A 13,762-nucleotide genomic window follows, 5' to 3' on the forward strand; every position below is an offset into this window, starting at 1 on the left:
CCCCTTTCCTTTTCACTCCTCCAGTTTCGGCGCGGTGATGCCGCCAAAGGCGCCCCCGAAGGCCGAGGGGCTTTCAGGTTTTGGTGCGGCGGGTTCAGCCGATTCCGGCGCAGGCGTCGCCCCGCCCAGCCCACCGAACGCGCCGCCAAAGGCCGAATTGGACTTGGGCAAGGTGCTTTGTTGCTTTTGCTCGGCTTCGATCCTGGCCTTTTGTGCTGCGCGCAACTCTTCCTGACGGTCGAGCTTTTCTTGCAGCACCGCCGCCTCGCACATGGAACTGTCATGGCGTGACCCGGCAAAGCTCACCACGGCGATGATCCCCACGAGAATGGCAAAGACCACCCCCGGATGGGTCAGCGCCCGGGTCACCGGATTGGCATAGAGCGGCGAGCGCGACGCCCGTCCGCCCATCTCCGCCTCCTTGCGGCGCTGATAGGCTTCGTTGGTCAGAGCCCCCACCAGGGTGATGGTGATGATGATCACCGCCAGCGCCGACAGCGAGGGATCGGTGCCGTGACGGACTTTCGAGGCCAGCGCCGTGGTGAATGTGCTCTCGGAGAGCACGGTGAACACGGTGGTGTTGTAATTCTCGAAAGAGGCCAGAAGCGTGATGAAGGCGGCAGAGCCGATGGCGGGCGCCATGAAGGGCAAGAGGATCTTGCGAAACGCCTGTCCCGGCGTGGCACCCAGATCCAGCGCCGCCTCGGTCTGGGTCGCGTCAAAGCGCTGCAGACGCGCGATGAACACCAGCATGGCATAGGCGGAGATGAAGGTGATCTGGCCCACGATCGTGAGGAAATAGCCATTGTACAGCCCGCCTGCCCCGAACCCGCGCGAGATCTGGCCCCACAAGACGATGGTCGAGATCCCCAAGACAACGCCCGGGATCAGGATCGGCAGGATCAGCACGGTGTAGAGCGTGGCGCGGAGTTTCGAGGGCAGCTCGGAGAGCGCCAGAGCGCCGGCCAACCCGATCGGCACGGCGAGCGCCACCACGCCCGCGCCGATGATCACCGAGTTCAGGAGCCCGTCCATCAGGCGCTGGTTGCCGAACAACTCGCCGAACCAGCCGGTGGTGAAGCATTCCCATGGCACGACGCGCGGGAATTTCGACGAGTTGAAAGCGGTGATCACCATGATCACCAGCGGCCCGAACAGGAAGGAAAAGAAAGCCACGGCATAGGCGCCGCCGAAAAGCGTGTTGCGGTTCATTTGCCGATCTCCCCGACCGAGACCTTGAAGACCCGCATGGTCAACAACACAAAGGAGATACAGGTGAACAGCAGCACCACGGCATAGGCCGAGCCTCTGGGCCAGTTGGAGCTTTCGTTGAACCACTGATAGATCACCTGCGTGAACCACAAGGACGACGGCCCGCCCAAGATCTGCGGCGCGGCCAGTGCGCCTGCGGTGAGCATGAAGACCATGGTGGCGCCCGAGACGATCCCCGGCTTGGCAATCGGCAGGACCACCCGCCAATGTACCCGCCACAAGGGCGCGCCCATATCGCGCGCGGCCTCGACCTGGGTATGATCCAGCGCCTCGATGGCGTTGTACATCGGGAAGATCATCAACAGGATATAGGCGTAGGACAGGCCGAAATAGAGCGCCACATCGGCACGGATGAAATCCACCGGCACGTCCCAGAGCCCGATCTGCATCCCGACCGTATTGACCACACCGGTGGCGCCAAAGAGCACGCGAAAGGCAAAGGCCCGCAGGATCTCGTTGATCCAATAGGGGATGATCAAACCGATCACCATCAGCCTTGCCGCGACGCCCTTGGCCCCATGTGCCAGAATATAGGCAATCGGGTAGCAGATCAGCACATCGATCAGCGTGACAATCACCGCCGCCACAATCGTGCGCAGCAGGATCATCAGATCGAGCGTGTTCACCGAGCCGTCATTGTTGAAGAAAAAGCTGCGATACTGATCGAGCGTGTAGTGATCCGCCTCTGTGCCGATCTGATCCGCTGGCAGGTTGAAACGGAAGGAATAATCGAGCATCGAGAGCTGCGGCAGGGTGATGAAGACCACCACCCAGAGCGTCACCGCAATGGCGACGAACAGCGCCGCCCCCATACCATGTTTCGCAAGCATCGTGTCATAGGCGAGTTTCAGCTGTTTCATGTGTCACTCGCCATATCGGCCACCGGCAGGATGGTGGCGTTCATCGGCGCAAAACCGAGAGACAGGGTTTCACCGGCGGCAGGCAGGCTGCCCGCGAGCCCGGCATTGACCATGGAGACGCGCAATTCGCTGTCCCCCGCCTTGGCAAAGACATGGTTCGTGGCGCCCTCAAACTCCTGACGGGTGAGTGTCGCCTCGAACGCGTTGTCACCGGCGCCGGGAACAAGCTGTTCCGGCCGCACGAACAAAAGCGCCTTGTCCCCGGCCTTGTATTTGCGACCGCCCCCGACCCGGGCCTCAAACGTCCCCATCGGTGTGTCGAGCGCCGCCGTCTCGCCGCTTTGCACCTTGATGACGCCCTGCAAGGCGTTGTTTTCCCCGACGAAAGAAGCCACGAAGGCCGAGCGCGGCCGGTTGTAGATCCGATCCGGTTCACCGACCTGCTCGATCACCCCCTTGCTCATCACCGCGACGCGGTCGGACATGGTCAACGCCTCGCCCTGATCGTGGGTGATGTAGATAAAGGTCACGCCCACCTGTTTCTGAATGGCGCGCAGTTCCGTGCGCATATGCTGGCGCAGCTTCAAGTCCAACGCCGAAAGCGGCTCATCGAGCAACAGGATATCCGGCTCCACCGCCAGCGCACGGGCAATCGCAACGCGCTGTTTCTGGCCGCCCGACAGCTCCGAGACCTTCTTGTCGCCAATCCCCGGCAGGGCGATCATCTCCAACAGCTCATCGGCCCGTTTGCGGCGCTCTTTCTTGGATACCCCGCGCACCTCGAGCGGAAAGGCGATATTATCGGCGACCGACATCAGCGGAAACAGCGCGAGATGCTGGAAAATCAGCGCAGTGGGGCGCTTGTTCGGACCGACACCGGCCATATCCTTGCCGCCGATCAGCACCTTGCCCTCGGTCGGCTCGGAAAAGCCGGAGATACAGCGCAACAGCGTGGTCTTGCCGCAGCCTGACGGGCCCAGGAAAGAAAAGAATTCGCCGGAATTGATCTTGAGATTGGCGTTGTCGACGGCGGTGAAATTGCCGAACCGGATGGAAACGTGATCGAGGAGGACGGAGCGATCCGGGGTCTGGTCGGGCCGGGATGTATCGGGCATGTTGCCTCTCTTATGAATTGGATATGAAAAGGCCCCGCGCAGGCACATCCATGGGCGCGCGCGGGGCCAGATCTTCAGCGTTTAGGCAGAGAGGAACTTGTTGGTGAACTCGGTGCGCATTTCCGAGTACCACGGCGCCTCGGCCGGCCATGCGTTCAGGTTGGCCAGCGCCTCGCCCGGATAGGCATCGGCAAAGTTCTTGGCATAGATCTCGCCACCATAGGCATCGGCGCCCAGAACCGGCGAGTTGTAGCCATGGGTCTTGATCGCCTCACCGGCCCATTCGGGGTTGTAGCAAGCGTCGATGAAGGCGTAGATCTGATCGATGTTCTTGGCCCCCGTGGGCATCGCCATACCGTCGACCCAGGCCATCGCGCCTTCGATCGGCGCGCGGTACATCACCGGCTCGCCTTCGTTCTTCAGCGCGATCGGCGGACCGTCCCAGGTCTGGCCGACCACGACGCCCTCGTTCAGAAGACCGTTCTTCTGGGTGTCGGCATCGTTCCAGATCAGCTTGATATTGCCTTTCTTTTCAATCGCGTGATCGACGAGCTTGGTCCAAACCTCGGTCATTTTCTCGGGCGTCTCATAGGCGGCCCACATGGAGCCCGGCTCGAGCAGACCGAGGCGCTCCATGCCGAGGCCAAGCCCCAAGAGCATGGAGTGACCACGGCCCATGGTCTTGCCGGCGTTGGCATCGTCCCAGATGTCATAGTAGGACGGGAATTCGCCCGCGGGCGTGAACATGTCGGTGCGCCAGGCGACCCCTTCGGTGCCCCAGATATGCGGCACCCAGCAGGTGCCCCCGAAGTTCCAGTGTTTCTCCCCCAGGGCCATCGCCGGGTTCACCTTGGTGATGTCGATCTTCGACATGTCGAAGGGCTGCAACAGGCCCAGCTCGGCCCAGAGAAGGTTGCGGTTCACGGTCGGCGAGACGATGTCGAAGCCCTCGCCACCGGTGGCCTTGAGCTTGTTGATGATCTCTTCGTTGGAGCCGATGCCGGTAAAGTTGAGCTTGATCCCGGTGGCGCCTTCAAAGGCGGTCACGAAGCTTTCCGGCAGGTAGTCGGACCACATCATCACGTTGATCTCGCCCGACGAGGCCAGAGCGGAACGGCTCACGATGGCCGGGGCCGCGATGCCGCCCAGAACCGTCGCCGTGCCCTTCAGGAACGAGCGGCGTTTGAGACCGCCCGCTTGTGAAACCGTGGTGGATTTGAGTTTTGTCATGTCACTCCCCGTGAACTTTCTTTGCGTTGTCTTGATCTTGTCTTGTTGTTTTGTTCTGCGCAGCTCCGGGAGCCCCGAAAGCCGCTCGCACATCAGCCTAGGAGTGGCCCAAACGCCCAATTTAGAGCCAGAATTGCGAAACTATGGGGCCAGAGGGGCTTTCCCCACTGGACGCCCGCGCCCTGCACAATAGAGTGGCGCTAACAGGGCGCAGCTGCCCGCCGAGCGAGCAGGATCAGGACCGGAAATCTGCCCCGAAAACCGGACTTGGCCCGCCCGCGACGACCGCAATGACCGCGCCCCTCCCAAAGCGCTTGCAAGATGAGACAAGACGATGCTGGATCGCTATTTCGATGCGCCGTTCAATGACAGCGCCTCGCTGCAACATCAGATTCAGGAACGCCTGATCCAGGCCATTCTCGACGGCGCGGTCTCGCCCGTCGATCCGCTGCCCTCGTCGCGGGTCTTCGCGCAGCGGCTCAAGGTCTCGCGCAACACGATCTCCATCGTCTATGAGCGGTTGCATCAGGACGGGTTCATCACCGCAAAACCACGGCGCGGTTATTTCATCGATGAGAATTTCGTGCGCGAAAAGCTCGATGTCGCGCCGCCGCGGCATCGCCCGGGCGGCAATACCGCGCCGGATTTCGCGGCGATGATGCCGCATCGGTTCAGCACCCAGGAAAATATCGAGAAATTGCCGGACTGGCGGCGTCACCCCTACCCGATGATTTTCGGTCAGGTGGCGCGCGATGATATTTCGGTGGCGCGCTGGCGCGATTGTCTGCGCCGTGCCGGTACCTCGCGCCATGTCGGAACCTGGGCCGACGATCTGATCAACAGCGACGATCCGCTCTTGTTGGAACAAATCGCCCGCCGGGTGCTGCCACAGCGCGGATTTCGCGCCTCGCCCGATGAGCTCCTGATCACCGTGGGCGCGCAAAACGCGCTCTGGATGGTGGCGACGCTGTTTCTCGCCCCGGGCAAGTCGATCCATATCGAGGACCCGGGCTATGTCGATGCCCGCAACATCTTCCTGTCGCAGGATTGCGAGGTCCTCCCCGTGCCGATCGACCGCAACGGGTTGAAACCCGGACCCGGGCTCGCCGTGGCCGATATGGTCTATGTCACGCCGGGGCATCAGTCGCCGACCAATGTCACCATGCCGATGGAGCGGCGTCTGGCGCTTCTGGAGGCGGCGAACCGGCATGATTTCCTCATCCTCGAGGATGATTACGAGCACGAGCTGAATTTCGTCGGCGCCCAGCACCCGACCTTGAAAGCGCTTGATGCCAATGGCCGGGTGATCCATGTCGGCTCACTCACCAAACCGCTGTTTCCCGGCATCCGTCTCGGCTTTGTCGCCGCCGACCGCGAGGTGATCCACGAGCTGCGCGCATTGCGGCGGCTGATGTATCGTCATCCTTCGGCGCTGGCGCAACGCGCCATGGCGCTGTTCCTGTCCGAGGGCCATTACGATGCCCATATCCGTCGGCACCGTCGCGGCATGGCGGAGAAATGGCGGGTGATGCTGCGCGAACTCGACCGGCAACTGCCGGATTGCGAGGGCACGATGACTACCGGCGGCTCCGGCATCTGGCTCGCCCTGCCGGAAAACGTCAGCGCGGCGGCGGTGAAGCAAGCCGCGTTGGAGCGCGGCGTGGTGGTCGAGGACGGGACATTGTTCTACATGCGCGAAGATGCGCCACAGAACCGGCTGCGGCTTGGCTTCGGCGCCATCGATCTCGCCAAGATCGCCCCCGGCGTGGCCGAGCTGAAGGCCGCGATCGACAGCGTCCGACCGTGAGTCATTTCTGAAGTTCCGCCCTCAATCCATTGCAATCACGATGGTTTTCGAGCGCGTGAAATGCGCCAGCATGGCTTCGAGAGAGGCTTCCTTGCCCAAGCCCGAACGCCCGAAACCGCCATAGGAGACATTCGGCTGGATCGTCAGGTTCTGGTTCACCTGCACATAGCCGGCGTGGAGCCTTGAGGTGGCATCGAGCGCCCGCGACAGGTTTTCGGTCCAGACCGTGGCGGCGAGCCCATAGCGGCTGTCATTGGCCCGGGCGATCACATCGTCGTAATCCGACCATTTCTGGATCACCGCGACCGGCCCGAAAATCTCGTCTTGCACGCAGGCGTGATCCTCCGGCAAGTCAAGCAAGAGCGTCGGCATGGCGAAGAGATCGGGCGAGAGACCCATGCCCACCGGCGGCTGGCCACAGCGGACAACGGTGGCGCCTTCGGTCGCTTCCGCCTCGGCGACATAGCCCGCGACCACGGCCGCCTGTTTGGCATTGATGATCGTGCCGATATCGGTCGCCTCATCGAGCGGATCGCCGATCACCAATTGGTCGAGCTCGGCCCGCAGTGCCGCGATGAACGTCTCATAGAGGCTCTCATGCACATAGATGCGCGATGCGGCGGTGCAGCTTTGGCCCTGACGGGTGAAGCGCATGCCGGACATCGCACCGGCAACGGCTTTCTCGAGGCTCGCATCTTCACAGACGATCATCGGGCTTTTGCCGCCCAATTCCAGTGACACCGGCACGATGCGTTCGGCCCCGGCCTTGTAGACCGTTTCGCCCACGGCTTCGGAGCCGGTGAAGGTGATCTTCGCAACATCCGCATGCGCGGTCAGCGCCGCGCCACACTCCGCCCCGGTGCCATTGATCACGTTGAGCACCCCGTCGGGCAGGTATTGCATCAGGATCTCAGCGGCGAGATAGGTGGCAAAGGGGGCCTCTTCCGAGGCTTTCACCACCGCCGTATTGCCCGCCACCAGCGCCGGTGCGATTTTCAGCATCATCAGCACCAGCGGCACGTTCCAGGGCACGATGGCGGCGACCACGCCCAGTGGCTCCCGCGTCGTCATGGTGAGCATGCGCGGGCTGAACGGAATGGTTTCACCTTTCAGCTCAGAACCCAAACCGCCATAGAATTCAAGGATATCTGCGGCGGTCTTCACCTCACCACGGCATTCGGTGCGGATGGCCTTGCCGGTCTCGCGCGCCAGCACCTGCGCGACAATCTCGAAATGCTCCAGAAGCGCCCGACCGGCGGCGGCCACCGCCTTGCCCCGCGCGCGCGCCGGTGTGGCGGCCCAAAGGGGACCGGCCGCTTTCGCCGCTTTCACCGCCTGATCGACCTCCGACGCGCCCGAGGCCGCCGCCTGCCCGAGCACCGCACCGGTGGCCGGGTTCAGCACATCGAGCCCCCGGATGACCGGCACATGGGCGCCGCCCACGAGGTTGAGGTTGCGGTAAGCGGCAATCGCCGCCTGCGGATCGGTGGGTGGGGTGAAAATCTGGCTCATACCCATGTCCTTGCCCGAAATCCGCGCCGCGCCTAGGGGCCAGAATTTCGAAATGATGAGTCCACTGGCATGATCGGTTTTTCTTGCCGAATTTTGACCAATCGATATAAAACATGCACTGGCCCAATAAAACTTGAACGCTGGCCCTATAGTCGCGCGTGACAAGCGGTGCTTTACTCATGTCCAAGAAACCAGGGAGTCCCCCATGCACGACAATGATCTCTCCGCCATCGTCGAGGCCGATCGCGCCCACGTCTGGCACCATATGTTCCAACACCAGCTTCTGGAGAGCCGCGATCCGCGGATCATCGTCGAGGGCAAGGGCATGACCGTCTGGGACCAGAACGGCCGTGAATTCCTCGATGCCGTCTCCGGCGGCGTCTGGACGGTGAACGTCGGCTATGGCCGCGAACGCATCGCCAATGCGGTGCGCGACCAGCTCTTGAAGATGAACTATTTCGCGGGCTCCGCGGGGTCCATCCCGGCGGCAAAATTCGCCGAGGTGCTGACCGCGAAAACCCCCGGATTGAGCCGCATGTATTACTGCAACTCTGGCTCGGAAGCCAATGAAAAGGCTTTCAAAATGGTGCGTCAGATCTCGGCGCAACGCTACGGCGGCAAGAAATCCAAGATCCTTTATCGTGACCGCGATTACCACGGCACGACGATTGCCACGCTCTCGGCCTGCGGCCAGGAGCAGCGCGCCAGCCATTACGGCCCCTTCGTGCCGGATTTCGTCCCCGTGCCGCATTGTTTGGAGTATCGCAAACAATGGGACGTCGAGAATTACGGTGAACGCGCTGCCGAGGAGATCGAGGCCATCATCCTGCGCGAAGGCCCGGACACGGTCGGCGCGCTCTGCCTCGAGCCGGTGACCGCCGGCGGTGGCGTGATCACCCCGCCCAAGGGCTATTGGGAGAAGATCCAGGAGATCTGCCGCAAATACGACATCCTGTTGCATATCGACGAGGTGGTCTGTGGCATGGGCCGCACCGGCACCTGGTTCGGCTATCAGAACTACGGCATCGAACCGGATTTCGTCACCACGGCAAAGGGCGTGGCCTCCGGCTATGCCGCCATCGCGGTGATGCTGACCTCGGACCGGGTGTTTGACATGTTCAAGGACAAGCCCGAGGACCCGCTGAATCATTTCCGCGACATCTCGACCTTTGGCGGCTGCACCGGCGGTCCGGCGGCGGCGTTGGAAAACGTTGCGATCATCGAGGAAGAGGGCCTCCTGGAAAACACCAAGGCCATGGGCAAACGTCTGATGGACGGGCTCGACGCGCTGATGGACAAACATCCGCTGATCGGCGACACCCGTGGCAAGGGCCTGTTCTGCGGCGCCGAGCTGGTGGCCGATCGCGAAACCAAGGAGCCTCTGTCCGAGAAGCTGGTGCAGGCGGTCGTGGCCGAATGCGACAAGCAGGGCGTGATCATCGGCGCCACCATGCGCTCGCTGCCCGGCTTCAACAACACGCTGTGTTTCTCGCCGGCGCTGATCTCGAAAGAGGACGATATCGACCGCATCCTCGACGCGGTGGACAATGGCCTCACCACGGTGGCGGCCGCGATGTAAGATCACCCCCTAGCGGTTTGAAAGAAAAGGATTACGCCTCGTCGATCGACGGGGCGTTTTCTTGTGAAATGGCGCCGCTCTCTTCCTTCAACCCCGTTCCCGTCAGCCCACGCTCCAGCGCGGCGCGGGAGAGCCACGCAATCTTCTCCGCCGCCTGATCGTAGCTCATGCCGCCCTTGCCATGGATGTTCGACAGGCAGTTGCGCTGGCTGTCCTTCACTCCCGGCTTGGGATCATAGGTCAGGTAGGCACCGAGGCTGTCGGCCACGGTGAGCCCGGGGCGTTCCCCGACCAAGAGCACCACGAGACGCGCGCCGAGCACCTGCCCGATCTCGTCGCCAATCGCCACACGTGCCTCGGAGGCCACCACCACAGGACCGAAGCTCAGCCCCTCGAGCCTAGCCGACGCTGCATGGACCACCGCCGCCGCGTGCGCCTGCACCGCCGCCGAGGACAGACCATCGGCAATGACGAAAGCCACATCGCAGGGCGTGCGAGCGTTGAGCTTCTCCGCCTCGCCCGTCGCGAGCTTGCGGCCGAGATCGGGACGGCGCAGATAGCTGGCCCGATCCGACGCGGCGGAGTTGACGCGGATCACCTCGAAGGGCTGGAGCCCCGCCGCCAAAGCGTCGAGATCGAGCGGCGAATGCACCGCATCGCGCGCCCGGGCATGGGCGAATTGAAACTCGAGATTGGCGCCGGTGGGCAGGCCCGCGCCGGTGCGCCCCAGGGCGATGCGCGCGGGGGTGGCCTGTCGCAGCGCCGCCCATTTGTCGCGCATAAGATCGCTCATTGCGCCGCCTCCAAAAGCCGCTGTGCGCCAATGCCACTGTCCAACAGGTGCCCGGTCTCGCTGACCAGCCCCATGGAGGTGAGCCAGGCCTCGAATTCCGGCGCCGCTTTCAGCCCGAGAGAATTGCGCAGATAGGCAATGTCATGGAAGGACAGGCTTTGGTAATTCAGCATGATGTCATCGGCGCCGGGCACGCCGATCAGGAATTGCGCCCGGGCGTCCGCCAAGAGCGTCATCAGCACATCCATGTCGTTCTGATCGGCCTCGGCATGGTTGGTGTAACAGACGTCACAGCCCATCGGCAGGCCGAGAAGCTTGCCACAGAACACGTCTTCGAGCCCGGCGCGGATGATCTCCTTGCCATCGTAGAGGTATTCCGGCCCGATGAAGCCCACCACCGTGTTGACGATCAGAGGATCATAGGCGCGACAGACCGCATAGGCACGAGCCTCGAGCGTCTGTTGATCGATGCCGTGATGCGCGTCCGCCGAGAGCGCAGAGCCCTGCCCGGTCTCGAAATACATGACATTCTGGCCGACCGTACCACGCCCGAGCGACAGTCCCGCCTCATGCGCCTCTTTCAACATCGCGAGCGTGACGCCAAAGCCCTCGTTCGCCGCTTCGGTGCCGGCAACGGATTGGAACACCAGGTCCAGGGGCGCGCCGCGCTCGATGATCTCGATCGAATTGGTGACATGGGTCAGCACGCAGCTTTGCGTCGGGATCTCGTAGCGCTGTCGCAGCTCGTCGAGCATGTCCAGAAGCACCATGGCGGTGGGGATATTGTCGGTGGCCGGGTTGATGCCGATCACCGCGTCACCCACCGCGTAGCTCAACCCATCGAGTGTCGAGGCGACGATGCCCTTCAGGTCATCCGCCGGATGATTGGGTTGTAGCCGCGAGCCGATCCGGCCCTCGAGCCCCAAAGTGGAGCGAAACGCGGTAATGACACGGATCTTGCGGGAGACCGCGATGAGATCGCGATTGCGCATGAGTTTCGACACGGCGGCGGCCATTTCCGGCGTCAATCCGGGGGCAAGCGCCGCGAGCGTTGCGGTGTCCGCGGCATCGGAGAGGAGCCAATCTCGGAACTGCCCGACGGTCATATGCGCCACGGGGACAAAGGCGTCGGCGTCGAATGTGTCGACGATGAGCCGGGTCACCTCGTCCTGCTCATAGGGAATGAGCAGCTCTTCGAGAAAGGCTTTCAAGGGCAGATCGGCCAACACCATCTGGGCGGCGACACGCTCGACATCGCTCTGGGCGATGAGACCGGCAAGCGCATCGCCCGAGCGCGCGGGCGTCGCCTTGGCCATGACCTCGGCCAGATCGGAAAACCGGAATGTCTCGCCGCCGAGACTGCATCTGTAGGCGCTCATGCTCCGCCATATCCTGTCGTATCTTGATCTCTCTCCCGCGACCCTAACGCGACGGCGGGCGAAGGCCCGTCTTTTCGTCACCCGCCCGGCACCGACGAGGGGCTTGCCCCTTTTTCAGGCAGCGCCGCCCAAATCTTTCGCAGCGCAGCCGCCTAAGAACAGGTCGATCGCCAGATCGCGGCGCTGCGTCATGTCCTCGGGACCCGGATGCGGCAGGCTGGGATCGAGCATGCGCGGGATCGGGTCCTCGAACACCATATCCACAAGGATGGCCCCCGCCAGTTCGATCCGCTCGGCGGGCACGGCGATCTCGCCGCGCGCCACGGCCCGGAGCAATTCGGCGGTGACGAAGCCGACCAGCCGCCCCCGCCCGTTCTCGAGCAATTGCCGCGCCAGCGTCGGATAGGTCTGGGCCTGGGCGATGATGGTGCGCAGGAATTCGAGCTTCTGCGCCTCGCTCCCCACCGGCTTGTTCAAGGTCAGCAGCAGCTTCAGGCGCTCCGACAGGGGCCGCTCGGTGTCTTCGAGGGCCAAAGGCCGGAAAATCGTTTCGCCGATCCGGGCAATCACCTTGCCGAGCAAGGCCTCGCGCCCGTCAAAATGCTCATAGAGGGTGCGCTTCGACATGCCGGCCCGCCGGGCGATGGCCGCCATGGTGACATGATCAACCCCCTGTTCAGAGAGAAGATCCCCCGCAGCCTCGAGAATGGCCTCTTCCCGCGCCTGCAGATCCATCTGCACCGGACGACCGCGCCGCCGCACGAATGTGCCACAGCATTCTCCCTCTGCCCGAATTTTCACCATATGCCGCTTTCCACACCTCTTGTTCAGACGCGCACAACCGGGGGGTCGTGCTGTCACTTTACAAAACTATCCGGTTTCATTAATCGAATTCAAGAGTAACTCTTGTCACCATGACGATCGCACAGACTCGAAACGCAAGATCTGCCGGGCAATGACCCGGCGCTCCCCGTCCCGCTGTTACGGTTCGGGGCTGTTTTTACGGAGACTTACATGCCCAGCCCATTGTCGGCCGCTCGCAGCCGGACCCTCCCCGCCCTTCTCCTCTCCCTGATGGCCTTGGCGCCGGTTGTGACCCCGCTTGCGGCCTCTGCCCAGGCCCCGGGCGGCGGCGCACCGGCCATGCCGGTGACCGTGGTTACGCTCTCGGCAGAAGACGTCACGCTCTCGAGCCCGCTGCCGGGCCGGGTCGCGGCCTCGGCGCTTGCCGAAGTCCGTCCGCAGGTCGGCGGCATCATCCAGGAGCGCCTGTTCGAGGAAGGTACCCCGGTGATCCAGGGCGATCCGCTCTACACGATCGACCCCGCCTCCTATGAAGCCGCGAAAGCCGCTGCAGAAGCCAGCCTCGCACAGGCGAAAGCGGCGCTGAAATCGGCGGAGATCGAGTTCGAACGGCAAGAGGCGCTAAAGGCCCGCAACGTGGTCGCGCAACAGAATCTCGACAGCGCCATCGCGGATCGTGATTCCGCCGCCGCCGCGGTGAAGGTCGCCGAAGCCAATCTTCTGGCCGCCAATATCGATCTCGATCGCACCACGATTCGCGCCCCTCTGGCCGGCGTGACGGCGCTCAGCGAGGTCAGCCAGGGCGCGCTGGTGACCTCTGGTCAGGCCACGGCGCTGACCACGATCCGGGCGCTCGACCCGATCTATGTCGACGTCACCCAATCCGCCGCAGAAATGCTGCGCTGGCGCCGCGCCGGAGACGGCAGCGAATTTGCCGAGCAACTCGGTCAGAGCGTTTCGTTGAGCCTCGCCGATGGCAGCAGCTATGAGTTCAAGGGCGAACTTGCCGCCGCCGAACCCTATGTGAACGAGCAGACCGGCACGATCGTCCTGCGCCTGTCCTTCCCGAACCCGGATCATTTCCTGCTGCCCGGCATGTATGTCCAGGTCGAGATGCCGCAGGGCGTGGTGGCCGGCGCCATCAAGGTGCCGCAGGAAGCAGTGAGCCGCGATCGCCGCGGCCGTCCGATGGCGCTGGTGGTGAATGCCGAGAACGTGGTCGAGCAACGCGTGCTCGACGTGGTCAGCGATCAGGGCACCTCCTGGGTGGTCACCGGCGGTGTCGCCGCAGGTGAGCGCGTGATCGTCGCAGGTCTGCAGAAGACCGCCCCGGGCGCCACCGTGGTGCCGCAGGAACGCGGTGCCGAAGCCGCAGCCCCCGCAACCGCCCCAGCAGCCCCCAGCGAATAAC

Annotated in this window: 11 protein-coding genes; 3 read left to right on the forward strand and 8 right to left on the reverse strand. The window is 63.3% G+C overall.

From position 1 onward, the window contains the following. Window positions 1-12: 12 nt before the first annotated feature. The 4 genes from BM151_RS06490 to BM151_RS06505 all read right to left on the reverse strand — a co-directional run bounded on the left by BM151_RS06490 (window position 13) and on the right by BM151_RS06505 (window position 4,477). The gene (locus BM151_RS06490) at window positions 13-1,212 is read right to left on the reverse strand and encodes an ABC transporter permease (protein WP_090059334.1); all 1,200 of its coding nucleotides are present in this window, start codon (window positions 1,210-1,212) and stop codon (window positions 13-15) included. Then, window positions 1,209-2,132 carry an ABC transporter permease gene (locus BM151_RS06495; protein ID WP_090059336.1) on the reverse strand — a complete coding sequence of 308 codons (924 nt, stop codon included), beginning with the start codon at window positions 2,130-2,132 and terminating at the stop codon, window positions 1,209-1,211. The genes BM151_RS06490 and BM151_RS06495 overlap by 4 nt, the downstream gene beginning before the upstream one ends. Beyond that, window positions 2,129-3,247 carry an ABC transporter ATP-binding protein gene (locus BM151_RS06500; RefSeq protein WP_090059338.1) on the reverse strand — a complete coding sequence of 373 codons (1,119 nt, stop codon included), beginning with the start codon at window positions 3,245-3,247 and terminating at the stop codon, window positions 2,129-2,131. Before BM151_RS06500 ends, BM151_RS06495 begins: the two co-directional genes overlap by 4 nt. Window positions 3,248-3,328: 81 nt before the next feature. Next, window positions 3,329-4,477, reverse strand: coding sequence for an extracellular solute-binding protein (locus BM151_RS06505; protein WP_090059340.1), 1,149 nt, complete (start codon window positions 4,475-4,477; stop codon window positions 3,329-3,331). A gap of 334 nt (window positions 4,478-4,811) precedes the next feature. Between BM151_RS06505 and pdxR the strand changes: the two genes are divergently transcribed. Beyond that, window positions 4,812-6,284: a MocR-like pyridoxine biosynthesis transcription factor PdxR gene (pdxR, locus tag BM151_RS06510; RefSeq protein WP_090059342.1), complete on the forward strand. Its 1,473-nt coding sequence runs from the start codon at window positions 4,812-4,814 to the stop codon at window positions 6,282-6,284. A gap of 21 nt (window positions 6,285-6,305) precedes the next feature. On the opposite strand, the gene BM151_RS06515 is transcribed toward pdxR, so the two are convergent. Then, on the reverse strand, window positions 6,306-7,796 hold the full coding sequence (locus BM151_RS06515) for an aldehyde dehydrogenase family protein (RefSeq protein WP_090059344.1): 1,491 nt from the start codon (window positions 7,794-7,796) through the stop codon (window positions 6,306-6,308). Between the two features lie 205 nt (window positions 7,797-8,001). Between BM151_RS06515 and BM151_RS06520 the strand changes: the two genes are divergently transcribed. Further along, window positions 8,002-9,375 carry an aminotransferase family protein gene (locus BM151_RS06520; RefSeq protein WP_090059346.1) on the forward strand — a complete coding sequence of 458 codons (1,374 nt, stop codon included), beginning with the start codon at window positions 8,002-8,004 and terminating at the stop codon, window positions 9,373-9,375. Window positions 9,376-9,406: 31 nt separating this feature from the next. Here BM151_RS06520 and eutC read toward each other — a convergent pair whose 3' ends face one another. The 3 genes from eutC to BM151_RS06535 all read right to left on the reverse strand — a co-directional run bounded on the left by eutC (window position 9,407) and on the right by BM151_RS06535 (window position 12,351). After that, window positions 9,407-10,168 (reverse strand): ethanolamine ammonia-lyase subunit EutC, encoded by a 762-nt coding sequence (eutC, locus tag BM151_RS06525; RefSeq protein ID WP_090059347.1) that lies wholly within the window; start codon window positions 10,166-10,168, stop codon window positions 9,407-9,409. Beyond that, window positions 10,165-11,547 carry an ethanolamine ammonia-lyase subunit EutB gene (locus tag BM151_RS06530; protein ID WP_090059349.1) on the reverse strand — a complete coding sequence of 461 codons (1,383 nt, stop codon included), beginning with the start codon at window positions 11,545-11,547 and terminating at the stop codon, window positions 10,165-10,167. The genes eutC and BM151_RS06530 overlap by 4 nt, the downstream gene beginning before the upstream one ends. A 114-nt stretch (window positions 11,548-11,661) precedes the next feature. Continuing rightward, the gene (locus BM151_RS06535; protein WP_090059350.1) at window positions 11,662-12,351 is read right to left on the reverse strand and encodes a TetR/AcrR family transcriptional regulator; all 690 of its coding nucleotides are present in this window, start codon (window positions 12,349-12,351) and stop codon (window positions 11,662-11,664) included. 210 nt (window positions 12,352-12,561) lie between these two features. Here BM151_RS06535 and BM151_RS06540 point away from each other — a divergent pair, with 210 nt between their 5' ends. Next, window positions 12,562-13,761, forward strand: coding sequence for an efflux RND transporter periplasmic adaptor subunit (locus BM151_RS06540; protein WP_245781128.1), 1,200 nt, complete (start codon window positions 12,562-12,564; stop codon window positions 13,759-13,761). The last annotated feature ends 1 nt before the right edge of the window (window position 13,762 follow it).

Source organism: Celeribacter neptunius, assembly GCF_900113955.1.
Lineage (GTDB): Bacteria > Pseudomonadota > Alphaproteobacteria > Rhodobacterales > Rhodobacteraceae > Celeribacter > Celeribacter neptunius.

Coding starts and splice junctions, on each gene's coding strand:
- BM151_RS06490 (WP_090059334.1), bottom strand. CDS start 1,212: ATGAACCGCAACACGCTTTTCGGCGGCGCCTATGCCGTGGCTTTCTTT.
- BM151_RS06495 (WP_090059336.1), bottom strand. CDS start 2,132: ATGAAACAGCTGAAACTCGCCTATGACACGATGCTTGCGAAACATGGT.
- BM151_RS06500 (WP_090059338.1), bottom strand. CDS start 3,247: ATGCCCGATACATCCCGGCCCGACCAGACCCCGGATCGCTCCGTCCTC.
- BM151_RS06505 (WP_090059340.1), bottom strand. CDS start 4,477: ATGACAAAACTCAAATCCACCACGGTTTCACAAGCGGGCGGTCTCAAA.
- pdxR (WP_090059342.1), top strand. CDS start 4,812: ATGCTGGATCGCTATTTCGATGCGCCGTTCAATGACAGCGCCTCGCTG.
- BM151_RS06515 (WP_090059344.1), bottom strand. CDS start 7,796: ATGAGCCAGATTTTCACCCCACCCACCGATCCGCAGGCGGCGATTGCC.
- BM151_RS06520 (WP_090059346.1), top strand. CDS start 8,002: ATGCACGACAATGATCTCTCCGCCATCGTCGAGGCCGATCGCGCCCAC.
- eutC (WP_090059347.1), bottom strand. CDS start 10,168: ATGAGCGATCTTATGCGCGACAAATGGGCGGCGCTGCGACAGGCCACC.
- BM151_RS06530 (WP_090059349.1), bottom strand. CDS start 11,547: ATGAGCGCCTACAGATGCAGTCTCGGCGGCGAGACATTCCGGTTTTCC.
- BM151_RS06535 (WP_090059350.1), bottom strand. CDS start 12,351: ATGGTGAAAATTCGGGCAGAGGGAGAATGCTGTGGCACATTCGTGCGG.
- BM151_RS06540 (WP_245781128.1), top strand. CDS start 12,562: ATGCCCAGCCCATTGTCGGCCGCTCGCAGCCGGACCCTCCCCGCCCTT.